The sequence below is a fragment of the Acetomicrobium hydrogeniformans ATCC BAA-1850 genome, from assembly GCF_000160455.2.
Taxonomy (GTDB): domain Bacteria; phylum Synergistota; class Synergistia; order Synergistales; family Acetomicrobiaceae; genus Acetomicrobium; species Acetomicrobium thermoterrenum.
On the sequence record NZ_ACJX03000001.1, the window covers coordinates 1,876,231 to 1,894,835 of the forward strand.

The 18,605-nt window shown below is 43.9% G+C and carries 15 protein-coding genes; all 15 read left to right on the forward strand.

What is annotated here, in order from left to right; translation table 11 throughout:
• Positions 1 to 27 precede the first annotated feature (27 nt).
• Genes HMPREF1705_RS09405 through moaA form a run of 15 tightly spaced genes read left to right on the forward strand, consistent with a single transcriptional unit; the run spans position 28 to position 18,603 of the window.
• Positions 28 to 1,545: a UDP-N-acetylmuramoyl-L-alanyl-D-glutamate--2,6-diaminopimelate ligase gene (locus HMPREF1705_RS09405; protein ID WP_009201029.1), complete on the forward strand. Its 1,518-nt coding sequence runs from the start codon at positions 28 to 30 to the stop codon at positions 1,543 to 1,545.
• On the forward strand, positions 1,542 to 2,948 hold the full coding sequence (locus HMPREF1705_RS09410) for a UDP-N-acetylmuramoyl-tripeptide--D-alanyl-D-alanine ligase (protein ID WP_009201028.1): 1,407 nt from the start codon (positions 1,542 to 1,544) through the stop codon (positions 2,946 to 2,948). The genes HMPREF1705_RS09405 and HMPREF1705_RS09410 overlap by 4 nt, the downstream gene beginning before the upstream one ends.
• Positions 2,938 to 3,897, forward strand: a complete 960-nt coding sequence (gene mraY / locus HMPREF1705_RS09415; RefSeq protein ID WP_009201027.1) for a phospho-N-acetylmuramoyl-pentapeptide-transferase — start codon at positions 2,938 to 2,940, stop codon at positions 3,895 to 3,897. Before HMPREF1705_RS09410 ends, mraY begins: the two co-directional genes overlap by 11 nt.
• A gap of 3 nt (positions 3,898 to 3,900) precedes the next feature.
• Positions 3,901 to 5,262 carry a UDP-N-acetylmuramoyl-L-alanine--D-glutamate ligase gene (gene murD / locus HMPREF1705_RS09420; RefSeq protein ID WP_009201026.1) on the forward strand — a complete coding sequence of 454 codons (1,362 nt, stop codon included), beginning with the start codon at positions 3,901 to 3,903 and terminating at the stop codon, positions 5,260 to 5,262.
• Complete coding sequence (locus tag HMPREF1705_RS09425) at positions 5,255 to 6,391, forward strand: FtsW/RodA/SpoVE family cell cycle protein (RefSeq protein ID WP_009201025.1); 1,137 nt, start codon at positions 5,255 to 5,257, stop codon at positions 6,389 to 6,391. Before murD ends, HMPREF1705_RS09425 begins: the two co-directional genes overlap by 8 nt.
• Positions 6,391 to 7,500, forward strand: coding sequence for a UDP-N-acetylglucosamine--N-acetylmuramyl-(pentapeptide) pyrophosphoryl-undecaprenol N-acetylglucosamine transferase (locus HMPREF1705_RS09430; RefSeq protein ID WP_009201024.1), 1,110 nt, complete (start codon positions 6,391 to 6,393; stop codon positions 7,498 to 7,500). The genes HMPREF1705_RS09425 and HMPREF1705_RS09430 overlap by 1 nt, the downstream gene beginning before the upstream one ends.
• Positions 7,487 to 8,944, forward strand: a complete 1,458-nt coding sequence (gene murC / locus HMPREF1705_RS09435) for a UDP-N-acetylmuramate--L-alanine ligase (RefSeq protein WP_009201023.1) — start codon at positions 7,487 to 7,489, stop codon at positions 8,942 to 8,944. The genes HMPREF1705_RS09430 and murC overlap by 14 nt, the downstream gene beginning before the upstream one ends.
• A gap of 4 nt (positions 8,945 to 8,948) precedes the next feature.
• Positions 8,949 to 9,746: a hypothetical protein gene (locus HMPREF1705_RS09440; protein ID WP_040347971.1), complete on the forward strand. Its 798-nt coding sequence runs from the start codon at positions 8,949 to 8,951 to the stop codon at positions 9,744 to 9,746.
• Positions 9,747 to 9,800: 54 nt separating this feature from the next.
• Entirely contained in the window at positions 9,801 to 11,108 is a 1,308-nt protein-coding gene (ftsA, locus tag HMPREF1705_RS09445) for a cell division protein FtsA (protein ID WP_040347969.1), read from the forward strand.
• Between the two features lie 26 nt (positions 11,109 to 11,134).
• Positions 11,135 to 12,289, forward strand: coding sequence for a cell division protein FtsZ (gene ftsZ / locus HMPREF1705_RS09450; RefSeq protein ID WP_009201020.1), 1,155 nt, complete (start codon positions 11,135 to 11,137; stop codon positions 12,287 to 12,289).
• A 3-nt stretch (positions 12,290 to 12,292) separates the two neighbouring features.
• Positions 12,293 to 13,780, forward strand: a complete 1,488-nt coding sequence (locus tag HMPREF1705_RS09455) for a B12-binding domain-containing radical SAM protein (protein WP_009201019.1) — start codon at positions 12,293 to 12,295, stop codon at positions 13,778 to 13,780.
• A 33-nt stretch (positions 13,781 to 13,813) separates the two neighbouring features.
• Positions 13,814 to 14,464, forward strand: coding sequence for an SPOR domain-containing protein (locus HMPREF1705_RS09460; RefSeq protein WP_009201018.1), 651 nt, complete (start codon positions 13,814 to 13,816; stop codon positions 14,462 to 14,464).
• Positions 14,465 to 14,495: 31 nt separating this feature from the next.
• The gene (locus HMPREF1705_RS09465) at positions 14,496 to 15,740 is read left to right on the forward strand and encodes a molybdopterin molybdotransferase MoeA (RefSeq protein WP_009201017.1); all 1,245 of its coding nucleotides are present in this window, start codon (positions 14,496 to 14,498) and stop codon (positions 15,738 to 15,740) included.
• A complete protein-coding gene (locus HMPREF1705_RS09470; protein ID WP_009201016.1) occupies positions 15,734 to 17,647 on the forward strand; it encodes a molybdopterin biosynthesis protein in 1,914 nt (637 codons plus the stop codon). The genes HMPREF1705_RS09465 and HMPREF1705_RS09470 overlap by 7 nt, the downstream gene beginning before the upstream one ends.
• Positions 17,629 to 18,603 (forward strand): GTP 3',8-cyclase MoaA, encoded by a 975-nt coding sequence (gene moaA / locus HMPREF1705_RS09475; protein WP_040347966.1) that lies wholly within the window; start codon positions 17,629 to 17,631, stop codon positions 18,601 to 18,603. The genes HMPREF1705_RS09470 and moaA overlap by 19 nt, the downstream gene beginning before the upstream one ends.
• Positions 18,604 to 18,605: the final 2 nt, after the last annotated feature.

The following is an 18,605-nucleotide window of genomic DNA, read 5'->3' on the forward strand; positions in this document are numbered from 1 at the left end:
CTCAAACGATAGGATGGGTGACTGGGAATGAAAGTTTCGATCAAAGAATTGGCAGACTTTCTTTTCCGAAGACGATGTCTGAAGAAAATAATAGAAGCGGGCACTAACTGCTTGGAGAATGAAATTTTGGAGATTTCCATAGACAGTAGACAAGTAGGCGAAGGTGCTCTTTTTTGTTGCCTCGAAGGAACTAAAAGAAAAGGGGTTGAATTCGCACAGGACGCGCAACGGAGGGGAGCAGTGGCTGTACTTACATCCGAAAGGGTTGATGATTTGGCGATACCTCAACTTATAGTAAAGGATGCAGGGGAAGCATGCGGATTAGCTTCGGCATATCTTTACGGTCTGCCTACGAGCAAACTACTGATGATTGGGGTTACAGGAACTAACGGAAAGAGTACGACCACCTATCTTATCAAAAGCATTTTAGATACAGGTGACATGAAATGCGGATTAATAGGAACCATAGTCTATAACGACGGAAAAAGCCACGAGGATGCCGATCGCACAACTCCTCAAGCTCCGTTGATTCAGTCATTGTTAAATAAAATGGTAGATAACAGATGCCACGCATGTGTAATGGAGGCCTCTTCTCATGGCATAGAGCAAAAGCGTATCTTCGGCTGTCTATACGATAGGGCAGTGTTTACGAACTTGACGCCCGAACATTTGGATTATCATGGTGATATGGAAAACTATTTTTGTGCAAAGAGAGATCTCTTCATAAAATATATGCGTGGCGACTGGAAAGCTTCCATAAATACCGATGATCCTTATGGAGAAAAGATTGCAAATGAGTTTGCGCCACATGTTTTAGGTTTTTCCCTGCGCCAAAAGGCAGATAACGCCTTTTATGGTTCCATAAGACGTAGCTCAATTAGAGGTATCATCATGGATATAAGTTTCCCTGACGGCTCTACGCTGGAAAATGTCACCCTACCTTTACTGGGAGAATACAATGTATTGAATGCCTTAGCTGCCTCTAGCGTTGCCTGGTCGTTAGACTTTGACGCGGAGGTGATCAGAAAGGGCTTAGAAAATTGCCCTCCCGTTCCGGGAAGACTGGAAAGGTATTTTGTAGAAGATGGCCCTGTATGTATAATTGACTATGCCCATACTCCGGATGCTTTAGAAAAAGTACTTTCCACAGTCAAACCCCTCTGCAGTGGGAGGGTGTGGCTTGTTTTCGGCCATGGAGGAGAGCGTTTTAAAGAGAATAGGCCGATATTAGGGAGCATAGCCGCCCGATTTGCGGATTGTATAGTCGTTACTATGGATAATCCGAGGAGCGAGGATCCCAGGGATATTGCGTTGCAGATAGCAGATGGAATAAAATCATCCCCCGGGAGCTCTGAATATTGGACTATCATAGACAGGAAAGAGGCTGTACATTTCGCGTTAGATCGCGCGGGTAAAGGAGACGTAGTTTTGGTAACAGGGAAGGGGCCAGAGCGTCAAATAATATTCAAAGACAGGACGATACCTTATAACGACTTCGAAGCCTTGAAGGAATGGTGTAATCTAAGGGGAAAGGTGCTTTCATGAGTCCGACGGATTCTTTTCCTGATGCTATGACTGTGGGGAAACTCTTCAACTGCACTCGCCTTTGCGGTGCTGATATTTCTTTGCCTTGTTCAATAAAGACGGACAGCAGAAAGATCGAAAAGGGAGATATATTCATAGCCTTAAAGGGAAATAGGTCCGATGGCCATTCATTCATAAGCGATGCCATAAATAGGGGTGCAAAGGGAGTAATACTTAAAGATGAGGAGATGTCAAAGTTTACTTCTTTTAATAAAGATATCTCTTTTTTTGGAGTCCCTTCGCCTGACGTGGCCATTTTAGAGGCATCGGAAAGATATCTTGCAGGGCTTTCGTCCCTAAGAGAAATCGTTGCTGTTACCGGAAGCGTTGGAAAGACCACGACCAAAGAAGCGATAGGCAAGGTCCTGGAAAGAACATATCGCGTTCATATCTCAAGAGGAAACTACAACACCCTATTGGGCTGTTGCCTTACAATATTGGTTGCGCCAAGGAATACGGAATTTTTGGTTTTGGAAATGGGGGCCAATGCTAAAGGAGAAATTGGAGAGATTGCTAACAGATTCAGGCCATCGTCATCGGTGATAACCTCTGTCGATCCTGTACATCTAGAGGGCTTTGGGGGTATTGACGGTGTTTTGGGGGCAAAACTGGAAATTGTAACCGCCGACTGCAAACTGTTGTTTGTGAACGGCGATTCACCAATTTTGAATTCAGGTATCGATAAATTAAAACATCGACCTTCTAAAATAATAAGCGTTGGTACGAGCACTTCGTGCATCTATAGAATCACTGACTCATCATTGCGTTTGGATGGGAACCATTATTTCAGGAAGATAACTATAGATTCACCTTTTGGCCTTAAAACTGTTGAAAGCAAGTTATGGGGAAAGCAACACACACTTATAATATCGCTTGCTTTTGCCGTTGGGTGCGAGTATGGTGTTGCTCCGGATGATATTGCTCAGGGGTTATTTGTTATGAGTTTGCCTAGAGGCAGAGGGGCTATACTTCAAAGCGAAGAGGGAGTTTTATTCATCGACGAATCATACAATGCCAGCCCCGTATCCGTGAAGGCTGCCATAGATAATCTCTGCTTAATACCTTCAAGGGGACGCAAAATTGCCGTATTGGGCGGAATGAAAGAGCTGGGCAGTTACGCAAATCGTTTTCATGACGAGATCCTGGATTATGCTGCCAAAGCAGCTGACCAGGTGTTGATACATGGGAGCGAGTGGAAGGGCATAAACAAAAATTATAAGAACGTATTATGTCTCCAGGATATGGAAGATATCGTCAATCATTTAAAGGCCATCTTGAGAACAGGAGACGTCGTTTTAGTAAAGGGATCTAGGGCATATGAAATGGAACGCGTTTACGATTGGTGGTCTTTGCATGAATTATAATTATTTGTTCTTTGTCTTGGGTTTTTTAATCGTTCTTGGAATTTTCTTGCTAAAAATATGGATAGGGTTATTTTTGAGATTTAAGTGGGGGCAGACACCAAAAAGCTATGGCCCCGAGCGTCATTTAGTCCTAAAGGCGGGGACGCCGACTATGGGCGGCGTTATATTTGTAGTATTGACGTTCATCGCCTCGCTTTTTTTAAACGTAAAAAGCGGGAATGCGATGGAAACTTTAATCCTTTGGTGGTTGCCCCTTGGTGGAGCGGCAGTGGGTTTTTTAGACGATTTTATTAAGTTGTCAAAACGATCAAGCGAAGGATTGACGTCAAGGGCGAAATTGTTTGGCCAGATAATCGTTGTCTTGCCCTGGTCATGGATTGCTTCCAGAGAGATCAATCTCTTTTTTTCTCAATATTTGCCTGCAATTCCTTCGGGTTTAGCCTTCATATTTTTAGCTTTCTTTGCTCTAGGATTGTACAATGCATTGAACATTACCGATGGTCTCGATGGACTTGCTGCAGGGGCTTCGGCAATATCGCTTGTCATACTTCTACTCGTCTCGAATATCGATTCATGTATTATATCCGTCATCATTGGGTTGGCATGCACTCTTTCTTTTTTATGGTATAATTCCCATCCGGCCAAGGTGTTTATGGGAGATGTGGGAGCTCATTTTATCGCTGGCTTATTAATGGGAAATGTTGCTCTTTCAGGGCACATATTATTGATAATTCCAATTTCTTTTATATTTGGCATAGAAATAGTTTCCGTAATATTGCAGGTCATATCCTTTAGGTGCTTCGGAAAGAGAATTTTTAAGATGAGTCCCTTGCATCATCATTTCGAGTTATGCGGTTGGCCTGAAGGCCATATCGTAATACGGTTTTGGCTCGTACATCTTGTGGGAGCGTCTCTTTTGATGGCATTGTTGGCCCGGCAGGTGATCTAGAACATGAAAGTAACTGTAGTTGGGAGTGGAATAAGCGGAAAGTCTTTGGCTCTTCTCTCGAAAAAATTGGGATATGAAGTTTTCGTAACCGAGCGGGAAGAGATCGATCCAGAAACCAGGGATCTCTACCGTAAAAAAGGTATCTTGTGGGAGGAAAAGGGCCACACGAATAAAATGCTGGACTGCGATTTAGTAGTATTGAGCTCGGGAATATCCCCGCAAAGCTTGCCTGTAGAGATGGCAAAAAATGCCGGGGTGCTTATCCAAGGAGAGCTTGATTTTGTGTTTCCTTTTTTAACAGGAAAAATCATAGGGGTAACGGGGACTAACGGAAAAAGCACCACATCTGCTTTAATAGCTCATTTATTATCTAAATTGGGTTACAAGACGGCATTGGCCGGAAATTTCGGCTTTCCGTTGGCGGATTTTGCAAAACAGGACTTGGATTTCATAGCAGCCGAAATTAGCAGTTTTCAGCTTCATTGGGCAAATCGGTTCAGTTGTCATATAGCGGTCGTTACAAATATATGCCCAGATCATCTCGACTGGCACGGAAGTTTTAAAGCTTACGTCGAGTCGAAAAAGCGTATTATAGATCTTCTTTCTTCCGATGGATATTGTGTATACCAGAATAAAGACCGAGAGCTTTTAAGGACAAATGGATGTCGGGGGGCTGTTTTGCGTTGGGCCTCCGATTGCAGTACTGGCAAATGCGAAGAACAAGACGAAATAATATTGCACGATTCTGAAGCCTATTTAAGGACAGAAAGCCGCGATATAAAACTTTTTTCATATAGCATCTTGCCTTTATATGGCCGCCACAACGTCGAAAATACGGCCATGGCCATGACTGCAGTTTATTACCTGGGGTGTGACGCGGAAAGAACATCTCACTTATTATCGGATTTCAAAAACCTTCCCCATCGATGCGAAAAAGTTGGAGAAAAAAAGGGCATAACTTTTATAGACGATTCGAAAGGAACTAACGTAGCCTCCTCAATAACTGCTATAACATCTATTCCCGGCACAAAGGTTATTATTTTGGGGGGAAAGGGAAAGGGAGAGCAGTACGATGAACTCGCCAAGGCTGTTAAAGCGCATGCTCGCGGTGCGGTTTTGTTGGGCGCAGAAAAAGGAGCGATATCCGAAGCTCTGGAGAGCGCAGGTTTTCGCAATTATATTCTTGTGTCTTCCATGGAGGAGGCAGTGTATTGTGCCTTTAATATGGCCTGCCCGGGCGATATAGTGTTGCTTTCTCCAGCCTGTACAAGCTGGGACATGTATAAAAACTACCACGAAAGAGGAGAGGATTTTAAGAGAATAGTTAAAACCATTGTCGAGGCGGATAGTGTGAAAAATGGATAACGAAAGAGGTAACTTTCAAGCTCAAGAAAATTCGCATGCCTTTGATCTGTGGTTGATTGTGATCCCGTTAGCTCTGTCGGTATTTGGGATCATAATGATAACATCTGCTTCGGGCTATTTTTCAATCAAGCAGTTTGGGACGCCTTGGATGTATGGAATGAAACAAATCAAGTGGTTCCTGGTATCCCTGGCTGGAATGGCTCTGTCCTATTCTGTTCCCACTGATATATGGAGAAAAGTTTCACCATTTCTTTGGATTTTAGCTTTCCTGTTGTCCTTTGCGACGTTGATACCTTCATTTGGAATGTCTGTAAGCGGATCTTCTAGATGGATAAGGTTGGGGCCTTTCTCATTTCAACCATCGGAGTTTTTAATTTTTTCTGTCGTTATCTACCTCTCCAGCGTTATATCTCGATATGAAGAACCTCCAATGAGCGCATTCGTGCGCACGATGAGCGTACTGATCGTGAGTGCTATTCCTCTCCTTTTTCAGCCTGATATCGGATCCACAATGATTCTCTTTGCAATAGGTTTGGGGATATTCATCATGAAGTACGGATGGAAATATCCCTTAATTTTGTTGGTCACCACCTCTGTCCCCGCAATCATTCTGATATTCAACGCTTCCTACAGATTAAGACGACTTAAGGCTTGGATTGATCCGTGGCAAGATCCGTTGAACGAGGGGTTTCAAATAATACAGGGGTTGATCGCCTTTGCAAACGGAGGTTTTTGGGGGGTCGGGCTTGGCAGGAGTTTACAAAAACTCCAATATTTGCCTGCAGCACATACTGACTTTATATTTGCCATTTCTGCTGAGGAACTGGGTGTTTTAGGTTCCATGGCGGTTATTGGCGCTTTTGCCGTGATCTCTGTCAGGGTTTATTACATGTGGCGTGACTTTGATGATGGATACCGCAGATATCTTGTCTTCGGGCTTTGGCTTTCGATATTGATACCTTTCTTTATCAACGTTGGAGGCGTGACCACTCTAATTCCTTTGACGGGTAAGGCCATGCCCTTTTTGAGTTACGGTGGTAGTGCTTTGCTGGCAACGTGGGTTAAAATAGGATTGTTGTTGCGCTGTTCTGCCGAGAATAATAGGATGATCAAAAGGAGCGCGTCTTGATGGGCAATAAGTTGAAGATGCTATTTGTTGCCGGAGGAACTGGCGGGCATATATTGCCGGCAGTCTCCTTCGGCAACTGGATCGAAGAAATGAAATTGCCCGCCGAAATTATTTATCTATGTGGAAATAGAATGCTGGAGCAAAAAATTTACAATGCGTTAAACATAGAACCCATAACATTATCGTTATCAGGATCTCCCTTTGGCGTTAAGGGATTGCGCTCTTTCATCCGTTGGAAAGAATTGATTTTTTCTTTGGTTAAGATACGCAATATAGTAAGAAACATTAAACCCGATCTCATCGTTCTCTTTGGAGGCTATTTATCGGTTCCCTTTGCTTTAATGACTTCTTTATTGAGGGTGCCAATGATCGCTCACGAACAAAATGCTGTTGCCGGCAAATCTACCAGGCTTTGCAGCAGGAAGGGAATGCTTATTATTACGGGATGGGAGGAATGCATAAACTTAGGAAAGAGTGATTTTAGACATGTGGGTATTCCCGTTCGTAAATTCAATATAATAAAAAAACAAAAGGCATGGGAGACGCTTGGAGGAGATGGCGTTCTTCCGCCAAAGAAGAGATTTTCTCTGGTTATGGGCGGTTCTATTGGGGGAGAATCTTTAAAACATGCCGTAATGGAGGTCGCTAAACGCGAAAGCCTGAAAAATCATATCTTCATGTTGTTAGGACCGGAAGGCAAACATGGTATACGGTGGATCTCCGATAACGTGATTGTTTTGCCTCAAGCGTGGGATCTGTCCGCTCATTTTTCCCTGGCCGACTACGTCGTTACAAGATGTGGAGCATCGACACTTTCGGAGCTTATCTGCTATCATGTACCAAGTGTATTAGTTCCTTGGGAAGAGGCGTCGGACAACCATCAATTGGCAAACGCAGAAATTTTCTTACGCTCAGGAATAGGGACAGTTTGGCAAGAGAGGAACGGCTTAGATCTTTTGGAAGAAGCAATTTTGGAAGTATCGGATAAATGCAGGTCTGGTATTGATCAAAATATGTGTGACGAGAAAAGGAACGACATATGTGCCCGTTTCTGGAGCGTGGTATCGTCTTTTTCTACGAAAGGAGAGGGCCCCATTGGGTGTTTTTAAAAATATTAACGAAAAGATGCTTCTGGGAGACGGAATAAAATATCTTCATTTGATGGGAGTCGGTGGCGCCGGAATGAGCGGTTTGGCTCATTTGCTGAAAGAGATGGGTTATGAAGTGTCTGGTTGCGATGTAACTAGGACTAACTACGTATATAATTTAGAGAAGCTTGGCGTAAAGGTTCTTTGTGGCCATGGTGCATCTCATATAGATATTTTCAGGCCGGATATGCTGGTATATAGCAGCGCGATCGCATGGGATAACGATGAATTAGTTTATGCCAGAAAAGCAGGAGTAAATGTGGCAAGAAGAGGAGACATCCTCAGCTCGATATTCAACCGACTAAAAGGCATAGGTGTAGCCGGTGCTCACGGGAAAACTACCACATCATCAATGATCGCGACTGTCTTGGATGCAGCAGGGCTCGATCCTACTATCGCTATAGGGGGCGAGGTGTCGGATATAGGGGGCAATGCCAGACTCGGGCATGGGGATTATATGGTATCTGAGTTGGATGAAAGCGACGGATCTTTTGAGCTCTTCTCCTGTTATATACCGGTGGTTACGAACATCGATTGGGATCATGTAAATTTTTATCCTACATTTCAATCCGTTCAGGATGCTTTTGTACGTTTTTTATCAAAACGCAAGGATGACGGCAAGATTATCATATGTGGCGAGGACACAGGATGTCAGTCGGTAGCAGGAAAGTTCGCGCCCCAGTGTATTACCTATGGTTGGGGAATGCAATGGGATTGGGGTGCTGTTGGGGTCAATCACTCCGTTGGCGGGGGGGTTTCTTTCACCGTTGTCAAACGGGGAGCCGAGATAGGCGAAATAAACCTAAGAGTGTCAGGAGAGCATAATGTGTTGAACGCCCTTGCTGCTTGTGCTGTTTGCGATTTATTGGGCATAAGCTTCAATACGATTCGACATGCACTCCATAAATTTAAAGGAACAAAGCGAAGGCTGCAATGTCTCGGCGTATGCGATGATATCTATTTTTACGATGACTACGGCCACCATCCGAGGGAGGTGCAGGCTACACTCGATACTTTACGTAACATCTTTCCATCCCGCAGGCTAGTGGTAATTTTTCAGCCACACAGGTATTCGCGCACCAAGGCTATGTATAGGAAATTTGCCGAGGCTCTTATGAAGGCTGATTTGGTGTATATATTGCCCGTATACCCGGCTGACGAAAAGTTGGAACTGAGCATCAGTTCGGACCTGATAGTTGATAGCCTTACAAGTGAGTGCGGCCATAAAAATTGCCTTTCCCTTTCCGATGACGAGGTGGTTTCAAAAGTTGCTGAAAATATACTCCCTGGTGATATCCTCTTGACCTTAGGTGCCGGCAACGTGAATATATACGGGAATCAAATACTGAATCTGATCGCTTCAAACAACAAGAAACAAGGAACTGTGTCCATGCAATGGACGTGATATATTGAGGGAACCAAAGGTTGCTAAAATAAGAGTCGTACCATTATTGATGATACTAGCGGTTGTCTTTGGTTTTTTGTACGGCATTGAAGAGCAATCTTATGTGTTTAGATTAAGATATATCGAAGTAGTTCCAAAAAGTTCATTGTTAGAAAATGAGGTAAGCAAGTTGGCCGGAGGTTCGGCTTCCAGGTTGTGGCCCTTGGTATTTTTTGAATATAAACATTTGAAAAATGAAGTGGAGAAAAAATACCCCATCCAAATTTCCATGAAAGTTGAAGGTTGGGGAAGGGTGGTCCTACAGTGGACTCAATTGCAACCGTATTTTGCCGTCAGATGGCGTGACAGGAAATGGTTTATAACGACAGCGGGGTTATGTTGGCCTGAGAGCAACCCTTTATGGAAAGATGGTGGCATCGATAATCCAAGCTATAATGAGCTAAACATAGTATGGGACGATACAATGCCTCCTTTGGTTCCCGATATAGATTCCACAAATCTCATTGAGGTGCGACAGAGCATTTTCCCTGTTAGGCCAATGGTAAAATTTATAGAGGAGATGCACCAGACACCGTGGGTAGAAAAAATAAGAGGAATTACATTATCAAAATTAGCGGGAGATGTTGTTGCAGAGGTTTCCTTTGCATTTATGGGTAGAGATGTTAACATATTGTTGGAATTCTCTGAAAGTATATGGAAAAGCTTATCTCCTGCAATTGAAACAATCATTAAATCTTCCGATGCGAATGTCTTGTATCTTGATGCAACATATAAAGATAAAATAGTGATTAAGACAAGATGAGCCTCTTTTGTTTGTTTTTTAAGTAGATGTCACGGGATGGAGGCATCAGCCAAAATGTACGAAAAGATTGAATTAATCGCAGGGCTTGATATAGGCACGACAAAAACTTCATTAATCGTGGCAGAACGAGACCGACATACCGGAGAAGCTCAGATTATTGGAGTAGGATCGGCTCGTTCCGTTGGTTTGCGTAAGGGCCTTATCGTCAACTTTGAACATGTGGTCAAATCCATCGCATCCTCTCTGGAGGATGCAGAAGGAATGACAGGAATAAGCGTGGACCGTGCCTTTGTTTGTTTTAGCGGTGCCCTTACCACCAGTATAACCTCAAAGGGGATGATTTCCCTCGGCAGCACTCCAAGACAAGTCGTCGAAGCCGATATTCAAAGGGTTATAGAGGCCTCGTTGTCTGAGATAAGCATGCCAAACAATTATTGCACTGTCCATACAATACCGATAATGTACTCGATAGACGGACAAAGAGGTATCGACGATCCCTTGGGGATGACAGGTGTTCGTCTTGAAGTCGAGGTTCAATCGATCATGTCTCCAACGGCAACGGTACAAAATGTTATCAATTGCGCAGAACGTGCAGGCATCAGCGTCGCCGGGTTGATAGTAAAGCCGCTGGCCAGTGCGTTAGGTGTGCTGACACCCGGAGAGATATTGTCAGGCGTAGCTGTTGTAGATATAGGTGGTGGGACTACCGGCATTTCCATTTACGTAGACGGAGCTCTTAAAAAATTATCGGTGATTCAAATTGGCGGGGATCATATAACCAACGATATAGCACGAGTCCTGAAGATACCAATAGAAGCTGCAGAAGAAATAAAAAAACATGTCTCTTTGGGGGAGGATGTCGATGCCTTCGACGAGGAAATTGAGTACGCTGCTCAAGGTAAAAGGGGAGCATGCAATGCCGGACAGGTGCATGAAGTGGTTTATAATCGTTTAGAAGAGCTCTTCGAGGATTTTGTAAAAAAAGAGCTTCGCGATGTTGGTTCCATATTGCTCCCAAGCGGCGTTGTTCTAACAGGAGGGGTTGCAAAAACATATGGCATAGCAGAAATGGTGTCGGATGTGCTGGGCATGCCAGTAAGGGTGGCGGGACCTATGGAGTCTCAAAAAATGCCTCCCGGAAGAAATGGGTGCGAGTACGCCTCAACGGCGGGTATCATTAAGTATGTGAACATCCTGGAGAAATATCCCTTAAAGTTCATAGGCCCCTCTATTTCTTTCGCTTCTGCCGGACAACAAATAAAAACGAAGGCGCGAAGGGAGAAAGATGAAAGTTTTCATCCTTTCGAGGCTGTTAAGTCAGCGTTGAGCGCTATAAAAAGGACTTTTAAGGAACTTTTTTAAATGATTTTTTCTGGGGGAGTTGCCAAATGGCTGAGAAGGCAAAGTTATTTGAAATTGATAACGAAAACCACAGTCGCAAATACAAGGAAGTAATTAAAGTAATTGGCGTTGGTGGGGGAGGTAACAACGCGTTAAATCATATTATTTCAAGTGGTCTCAAGGGAGTCGAGTTTATAGCCGCTAACACCGATGTAACTCAATTGGAGCAGAACCTGGCTGATATTAAAATAGTGCTTGGAGAGCAGTTGACGAGGGGGTTAGGTGCCGGTTCGGATCCTGAAATCGGTTTTAAGGCAGCCAAGGAATCCGCTGATGAATTAAAGGATATTTTACAAGGCGCCGACATGGTCTTTTTGACAGCAGGAATGGGGGGAGGAACGGGAACGGGCGCCTCTCCGGTCGTAGCGGAAACTGCAAAAGAAGTTGGTGCTCTTGTCGTTGCTGTAGTGACAAAGCCGTTTATGTTCGAAGGCAAGAGGCGGCTTATGCAAGCTTTGGAAGGAATAAAGAATTTACAGGGCAAGGTGGACGCGCTCATCGTGATACCCAATGACAAACTGCTTGAAATATCCGACAAGAAGGTCGCAGTATTAGATTCCTTCAAACTTGCCGATGAGGTGCTGCGCCAGGCGGTTCAAGGGGTCACGGATCTAATATTGCGTCCCGGCTTAATTAATGTGGATTTTGCCGATGTTAGAGCTGTAATGAGCAATGCCGGATCCGCTATCATGGGCATTGGCGAGGCTACGGGCGAGAATCGGGCTATTACAGCTGCAAAGGCAGCCATAAACAGTCCTCTAATGGAGACTCCTATGCAGGGAGCAAAGGGCATTCTTTTTAACATTACCGGAGGCAACAACGTAGGTATTCACGAAATAAAAGAAGCAGCCCAGGTTATCACGGAAGCTGCTTCAGAGGATGCAATAATCATTTGGGGACACGTCTTGGATCCGGAAATGGATGACAAGTTGCAAATTACTGTAATAGCTTCCGGCTTTGCTTCGACCCTTTCTCAGGGTGAAACCGGTAAGGGAAGGCCTACGCAGGGCAAAAGGAAATCTCGCGTCGACCTTGAGGAGGCCGAGGTTAAAATGCCGGAGGAAGATTTGTTTAGAATAAGCGGCGTTCAGATCGATACGTTCGATCTTCCAACAGTGGTCAGGAGGAAAAAGAAGGAATAATAAGTGTCAAACGTAAATCTTGACGAAACGGTCCTTTTGGATATGCCCAGAGGAGGAGCACCCCTGTGGGCATATATATATCCCAATACCTATAAAGTGGGCATGGCGAATTTGGGGTTTCACTATATATACGCAGCATTACAGAAAAGAGGCGTCGGGGTAGAACGTTTCTTTCTCGACATGATGGAAAGATCTGTCGAGGGGCAGCGAAAGTTATCGGAGTTTTCTGTAATAACTGCGTCGGTTTCCTTTGAAACTGATTATATCAATGTTTTGAAAATGTTGCGTTATAATAAAATACCGTTACATTGGCGCGATAGGGCCTCTATTGACGGCCCTGTTGTAGGAATCGGAGGAGCCGTGACATATATAAACCCGCTTCTTTTTTCGGCAGTAGCTGATTTCGTTTGCTTGGGCGACGGGGAAGTGGTTATAGATCATCTAGTAGCATCTATACGATCCTATATGCACCATGGCAACAAGAAAAAACTGTGGGATGACCTTTCTACATCCTCATCCATATATGTTCCGCCAATCCATAACCGTACAATTATATCAAAAAACGATACTTTAAACCGAAAAAGAGGAAGAGCAGAAGACCTTTCACAATCCATGGGACATAGCCTTTGGTTGACATCCAAGGCTGCCCTTGGAAGGACTTTACTTTTGGAATTGCAGCGAGGGTGTTTTAGAAATTGTCCATATTGCGTTGTACCTAATAATTTTGGAGAAGCGAGGTATAGATCGGCAGAAGACATAGCATCGTATATCTATGAATTTAAAGATTACGATAATTTTAACGTTGGACTGGTTACTCCTGAGGCTGGCGATCATCCCGAATTAGATTTCATTCTGGATGTTATTACAAAGGTTAAAAAGAAAGTCAGTTTTGCTTCTCTAAGGATAGATGCTTTGAGCGAAAAAGTTGTTGAGGCTATGGCAATGGGAGGAAAGAGAAGTATAACTATTGCACCTGAGGCCGGGAGCGATGATCTGAGAAGTTCGTTAAAAAAACGCTTTACCAATAAAGTTATAATTGAAAAGCTCGCAATGACTAACGAATATGGAATTAGTTCGATTAAAATGTATTTTATGCTGGGACTTCCCGATGAAAAGGATGACGACGTCAGAGCCATTGCGGAATTGACGAAAGAAATTTGGGAGCAGCTGAAATTAAAATCTACCATATCGATAAGTCCCTTTGTCCCAAAACCAGGCACTCCCTTTTCCGACCAGCCTTTTGTAGGAATAAAAGAGGGTCAGAGAAGATTAAAAATATTGAAAGAAAATTTAAAAGGCTTTGGTAAGGTAATAACGTTAAAATCTGTTGATTTTAAGGGTTCCTTTAAGGAATATGTGTTATCATGGTATGGTTTAACAGAGGCCGAAATGTCGATCGATGTCTTTGAAAAAAATAAAGATAATAGTTTCATTAATTTGCCGTTGTCAAGGGAAGATCAAAAAGAGCAATCGGCAATTCTTGGATTTTAGGACGACAGTCCATGCAAAAGGAGTGACAGTGAAATGATGAAAAGAGACAGGCAAAAGGAGAAAAAGCAAAGCACTTTTTCTTTTGGCCAAATAATGGTTCCTCTCATCGGGTTGGTGGCTATAGGGCTCTTATATCTTGGAGTAAAGATGTTTTTCTTCGCTCCTGTAAAAACGTTGTCGGAACAAGCAACAGCTCCCAACGTTATAGATCAACCTGCAACCCCTAAATCCGAGGAGAAACCCCAGGTTTCTACTGCTTCTAAAGTAGCTAAACCCTCTGTTCCTATAGAAGAACCTTCTTTAAGACCTGAAAATAACGTTATTGCTACCCCTTCTTCCAGAGCGTCTACCGATAGCTCCACTGCATCGGTACAAGAATCTCAAACAGTTGCAAAACAGCAGCCGTCTCAATCTCAAACGTCTCAGCCGTCGGATCGTCAAATTTCCGATGGCGGTTGGGGAGTTCAGGTAGGTTCATTTGCCGAAAAATGGAGAGCGGATGACGTCAAAAATAAACTTGAAACATCGGGATATCAAAATAAAGTGCGCATAATTGAAGCCGTTGTAAATGGTAAACGATACTATAGAGTACAAGTTTACGCAGGCAAAGATAATTCCGATGCAAAGGAATTGGAAAAGAACCTTAAAGCCATGAATCTGCCTACGTTAATAGTAAAATATTAGAATACAAATTAGAATACAAAAGGAAGGTATCATGTCGGGTTTTGTGGAAGAATTGTTGGAAAGATCCGAGGCGCTCAAGCTTGTATGCGATAGCTTGGGCTTTCCCTATAAAATGAGGACGAGGAGAGTGGACATCGACAACGCCTGTGGATTGCGTTTGGGGAAAGACCTGAAAGCTCCAGAACCACATCCTCCCTTTCCCAGGAGCCTCCGCGACGGATATGCCGTTAGAAGTGCTGATGTTATTGGTGCATCGCCCTCTTCGCCCGTTTTTTTAAGAAAGTGTGGCATTGTTCCTATGGGAGGAGTGGTTGAGGAGCCATTGCCTCATGAAGGTGCAATGCAAATTTTTACGGGTGGTATTCTACCCTGCAATGGAGATGCCGTGGTGATGCTGGAGGACACCGAAGAAAGCGGCCCATGGATCGAGGTAAGAAAAAGCGTAATGCCCGGAGAAAACATCATTTCCCGGGGAGAAGAGATAGCAACAAATGATGTTATAGCCGAAGTCGGAGACATTCTCGATTTTAAGAATATCCCGGCCGCCTGCGGTTTAGGTATTAGACAGATCGATGTAATTGATCTTGAAATTGGGATCCTCAGTACAGGAGATGAAGTCGTTGATATATCTACAAATCCGCTTCCTCCCGGATGTGTAAGAGATGTCAATGGTGTTATGCTTCATCTTTTGTTAAAGCATTACGGATTCCATTCTAGGTTTTTAGGGATAGTTCCCGACAATTTTCGTCGTCTTAAGGAATCTGTTGAAAATTCTTTAGAGAATTTTGACGTCATTATCTTGAGCGGTGGGTCCTCCGTTTCGAGTAGAGATTTTTGCTATGACGTAATCCAAAACCTGGGAGACCCCGGTTTAATCGTGAGAGGCATCAATATGAAGCCTGGCAAGCCCACCCTTATAGGAGGCATTAATAAAGAAGGATCATCAAAATTAGTCATCTCTCTACCGGGACATCCCTTGTCTTGCTCAGTAGTCGCCAGGGTTGTTTTGCTTCCATTGCTTGATATGATGATCGGGGGGACTCGCCTTTATGAGAAAAACTTTAAAATAATTAAACTTAAATGTCTTGATGATTTCATAAGTCGGAGTGGGGTGGAAGAGTATATACCTGTTTCATTAAAATTCGACGGCGTTGTACCTGTGAATTCTAAATCGGGCTACATATCTGCCTTGAAAAGGACAGCAGGACTCGCTGTCTTGCCCATCAATAGGGAGACGACTAGAAAGGGAGAGGAGATAGAAGTTATTCTATGGTGAGAGAACATATATCCTTAAAAGAAGCTTGGGAATTATTAAAAGCACATTGGGGTAATCGGGATTTTCTAGTCAAAAATGTCCCCTTGTCGAAATCTCTTGGGGGATTGCTCGCAGAGGATATAGCGTCTCCTGTCAATGTGCCTCACTATCCGGCATCAGCGGTAGATGGATATGCTGTCTCTTCAGACTCTACGGCCAGGGCTACTGCGGCCACGCCTGTAGCGTTAAATACGGGACAATATCAATGGGTAAACACAGGCGCTTTTGTTCCGCCTCAATATGATTCGGTTGTGATGGTGGAGGATACATCTTTAAAAAATGATAACCTATATGTCTATATATCTGTTCCTCCCGGTGCAAATCTCAGGCCCATAGGTGAGGATATAGTAAAAGGACAAATTGTGGCCCATTTTGGCGATGAGGTAGATCCTAATTTAATGGCCCTATTTTATGCCGTGGGATTGCGAGAATTGCCCTTGCTTTCCAAGCCTAGGGCAATATTTATTCCAACGGGTGACGAGATCGTTCCAAGGAAACCCGAGGAAAGCCCCGATGGCTTGCCCCCCGGTAAAGTAATGGAAAGCAACTCGATAATGCTTGAGGGAATGTTTGAACAATGGAAAATCCCCTTCGTCGTTGGCCCTCACGTAAAAGATGACCCGGAAAAATTGAAGGAAGTTTTGGCGGATGCCGTAAACAAATATGATTTGGTTCTCATTGGCGCCGGTTCGGCCAAAGGGAAGAGGGATTTCACAGCAAATGTAATAGAGCAGGAAGGACAGCTTATCTTTCATTGGGTTTTAATGCGACCCGGAAGGCCAGCTTTGCTTGGTACAGTAAAAGACAAACCTGTGGTGGGAATGCCGGGGTTTCCGATGTCAACAATGGTTGTTGCCTGGAGCGTTGTCTATCCTTTGTTGCAATTGTTGATGAAGGGAAATTTTGACGAGAATAAAATTTTGGACGAAGCCATGGTTGTAAGGGAAAAGTTAAGCCTGCCTCTTCTTATATCTCATTCATCCCCACAGGGGATAAGCGAATGGCTGAGAGTGAAGGTTGTCAAGCTAAGAGGCAAAAAGTACGCGTGGCCTATTTCCGGGGGATCAAGTTCCATGAGAGCGACAGCTGATTCGGATGGTTTTGCTTTAATACCTCCAAAAATCTATGAATGTCCTAAAGGCAAGGAAATAGAAGTTAGGTTAACAAAAGAGGTCCTGTGGGAAAAGCGGGTTTTATTTCAAGGCTCCGATGACCCGGCAGTGGCCCAGTTGGTCTCATTTGTTAGAAAAAGAGGTGCTGATTTGGTAATTAGGTCTGTCGGAAGCTTGGGCGGATTGGCAGCATTAGCCAGAGGAGAAGCCCACCTTTCGGCAGCACACCTTCTGGATCCGAAAGATATGTCATACAACGATACTTATATAGCAAGTTTTAAGCCTATAAGCGATAAATGGAGGCGTTTTTTGCTTTTCTATCGTCAGCAGGGATTTATAGTAAAAAAGGGAAACCCGAAGAAGATAAGTTCCATCCAAGATTTGGCACGTGGCGATGTGCGTATCGTCAATAGACAGCCGGGTGCAGGGACCAGAGTGTTGCTCGATTCGCTGTTGAGGGAAGAGGGAATAGAGAGTGCTTCCGTCAAAGGCTACGAGGATCAAACGATGACCCATCTCGATGCTTCCTGTAGGGTAGCCTGGGGAATGGCCGATGTCGCGCTTGGCATAAAATTTGCTGCTGATGCCCTAGGTTTGGATTTTATTCCGATTACTGAAGAACCTTACGAGCTTGTAATTCCTGAAGAGGAATTGACGCATCCCGGCATTGAGGCGCTCATCGATTCCGTCAGCGATTCTAAATTTATAGAAAAGGTTAAGAGAATGGGGGGATACCGTTGGCCCTCAAGCTCATAGATAGGTTGGGAAGAAAACTGAACTACGTGCGCATATCTGTCACCGACAGATGTAACTATCGCTGTCGGTATTGTATGCCTGAAGAAGGGGTAGAGTGGATACCCCATGATAAAATAATGACGTATGAAGAGATACGATTGTTAATCCAACTTTTAATGGAACTCGGAGTCAAAAAAGTCAGGCTAACGGGAGGCGAGCCTTTCGTAAGAAAGGGTTTTGCGCAATTATTACAAACCTTGCGCCAGTACTTTCCTGCGCTGGAGCTTGCAGTAACGACTAACGCTTCTCTGCTCTCAAAATATATAGATGAAATAAAAGATCTGGGAATAAGGCTGAACGTAAGTCTGGATACCCTCGATGCCGAAAAGTTCAGGTTCATAACAAGGATCGGGAATTTAAACGAAGTAATTGAGGGGATAACGCTATGGAGCTGTTTGAAATTGCCTTTAAAGATCAATACCGTTTTGATAAAAGGCTTCAACGAAGAGGAAGCAATGTCCTTGGCCGATTTTGCTAAAAAGATTGGAGCTACCTTGAGGTTTATAGAATTCATGCCCCTCGATGAAGGATTGTGGTCTAGATATTCCTTTATTTCCGCTTCCACTATAGAAAATTCCCTTTTTACATCCGGAGATTGGAAGATGGCGGAAGAAACTCCTTCGGCAACCGATGGGCCGGCGAAATATTACGTTAATTCGAAGACCGGGCAGAAAATAGGGATAATAGCCGCGGTAACCCACCATTTTTGCGATAGCTGCAACCGGTTGCGTGTTACCGCGACAGGGGAGATAAAAAACTGTCTCTTCGCTGCCGGGGGATTCGATTTACTCTCTCCATTAAGAAAGGGAGATTTAGAGGAAGTAAAACGCAGGATATTGATGGCTGCTTGGGAAAAACCCGCGAATTGGAAAAAGTTGGTCCCCGGAGACAGTCATATGTCCCAAATAGGAGGTTAAAC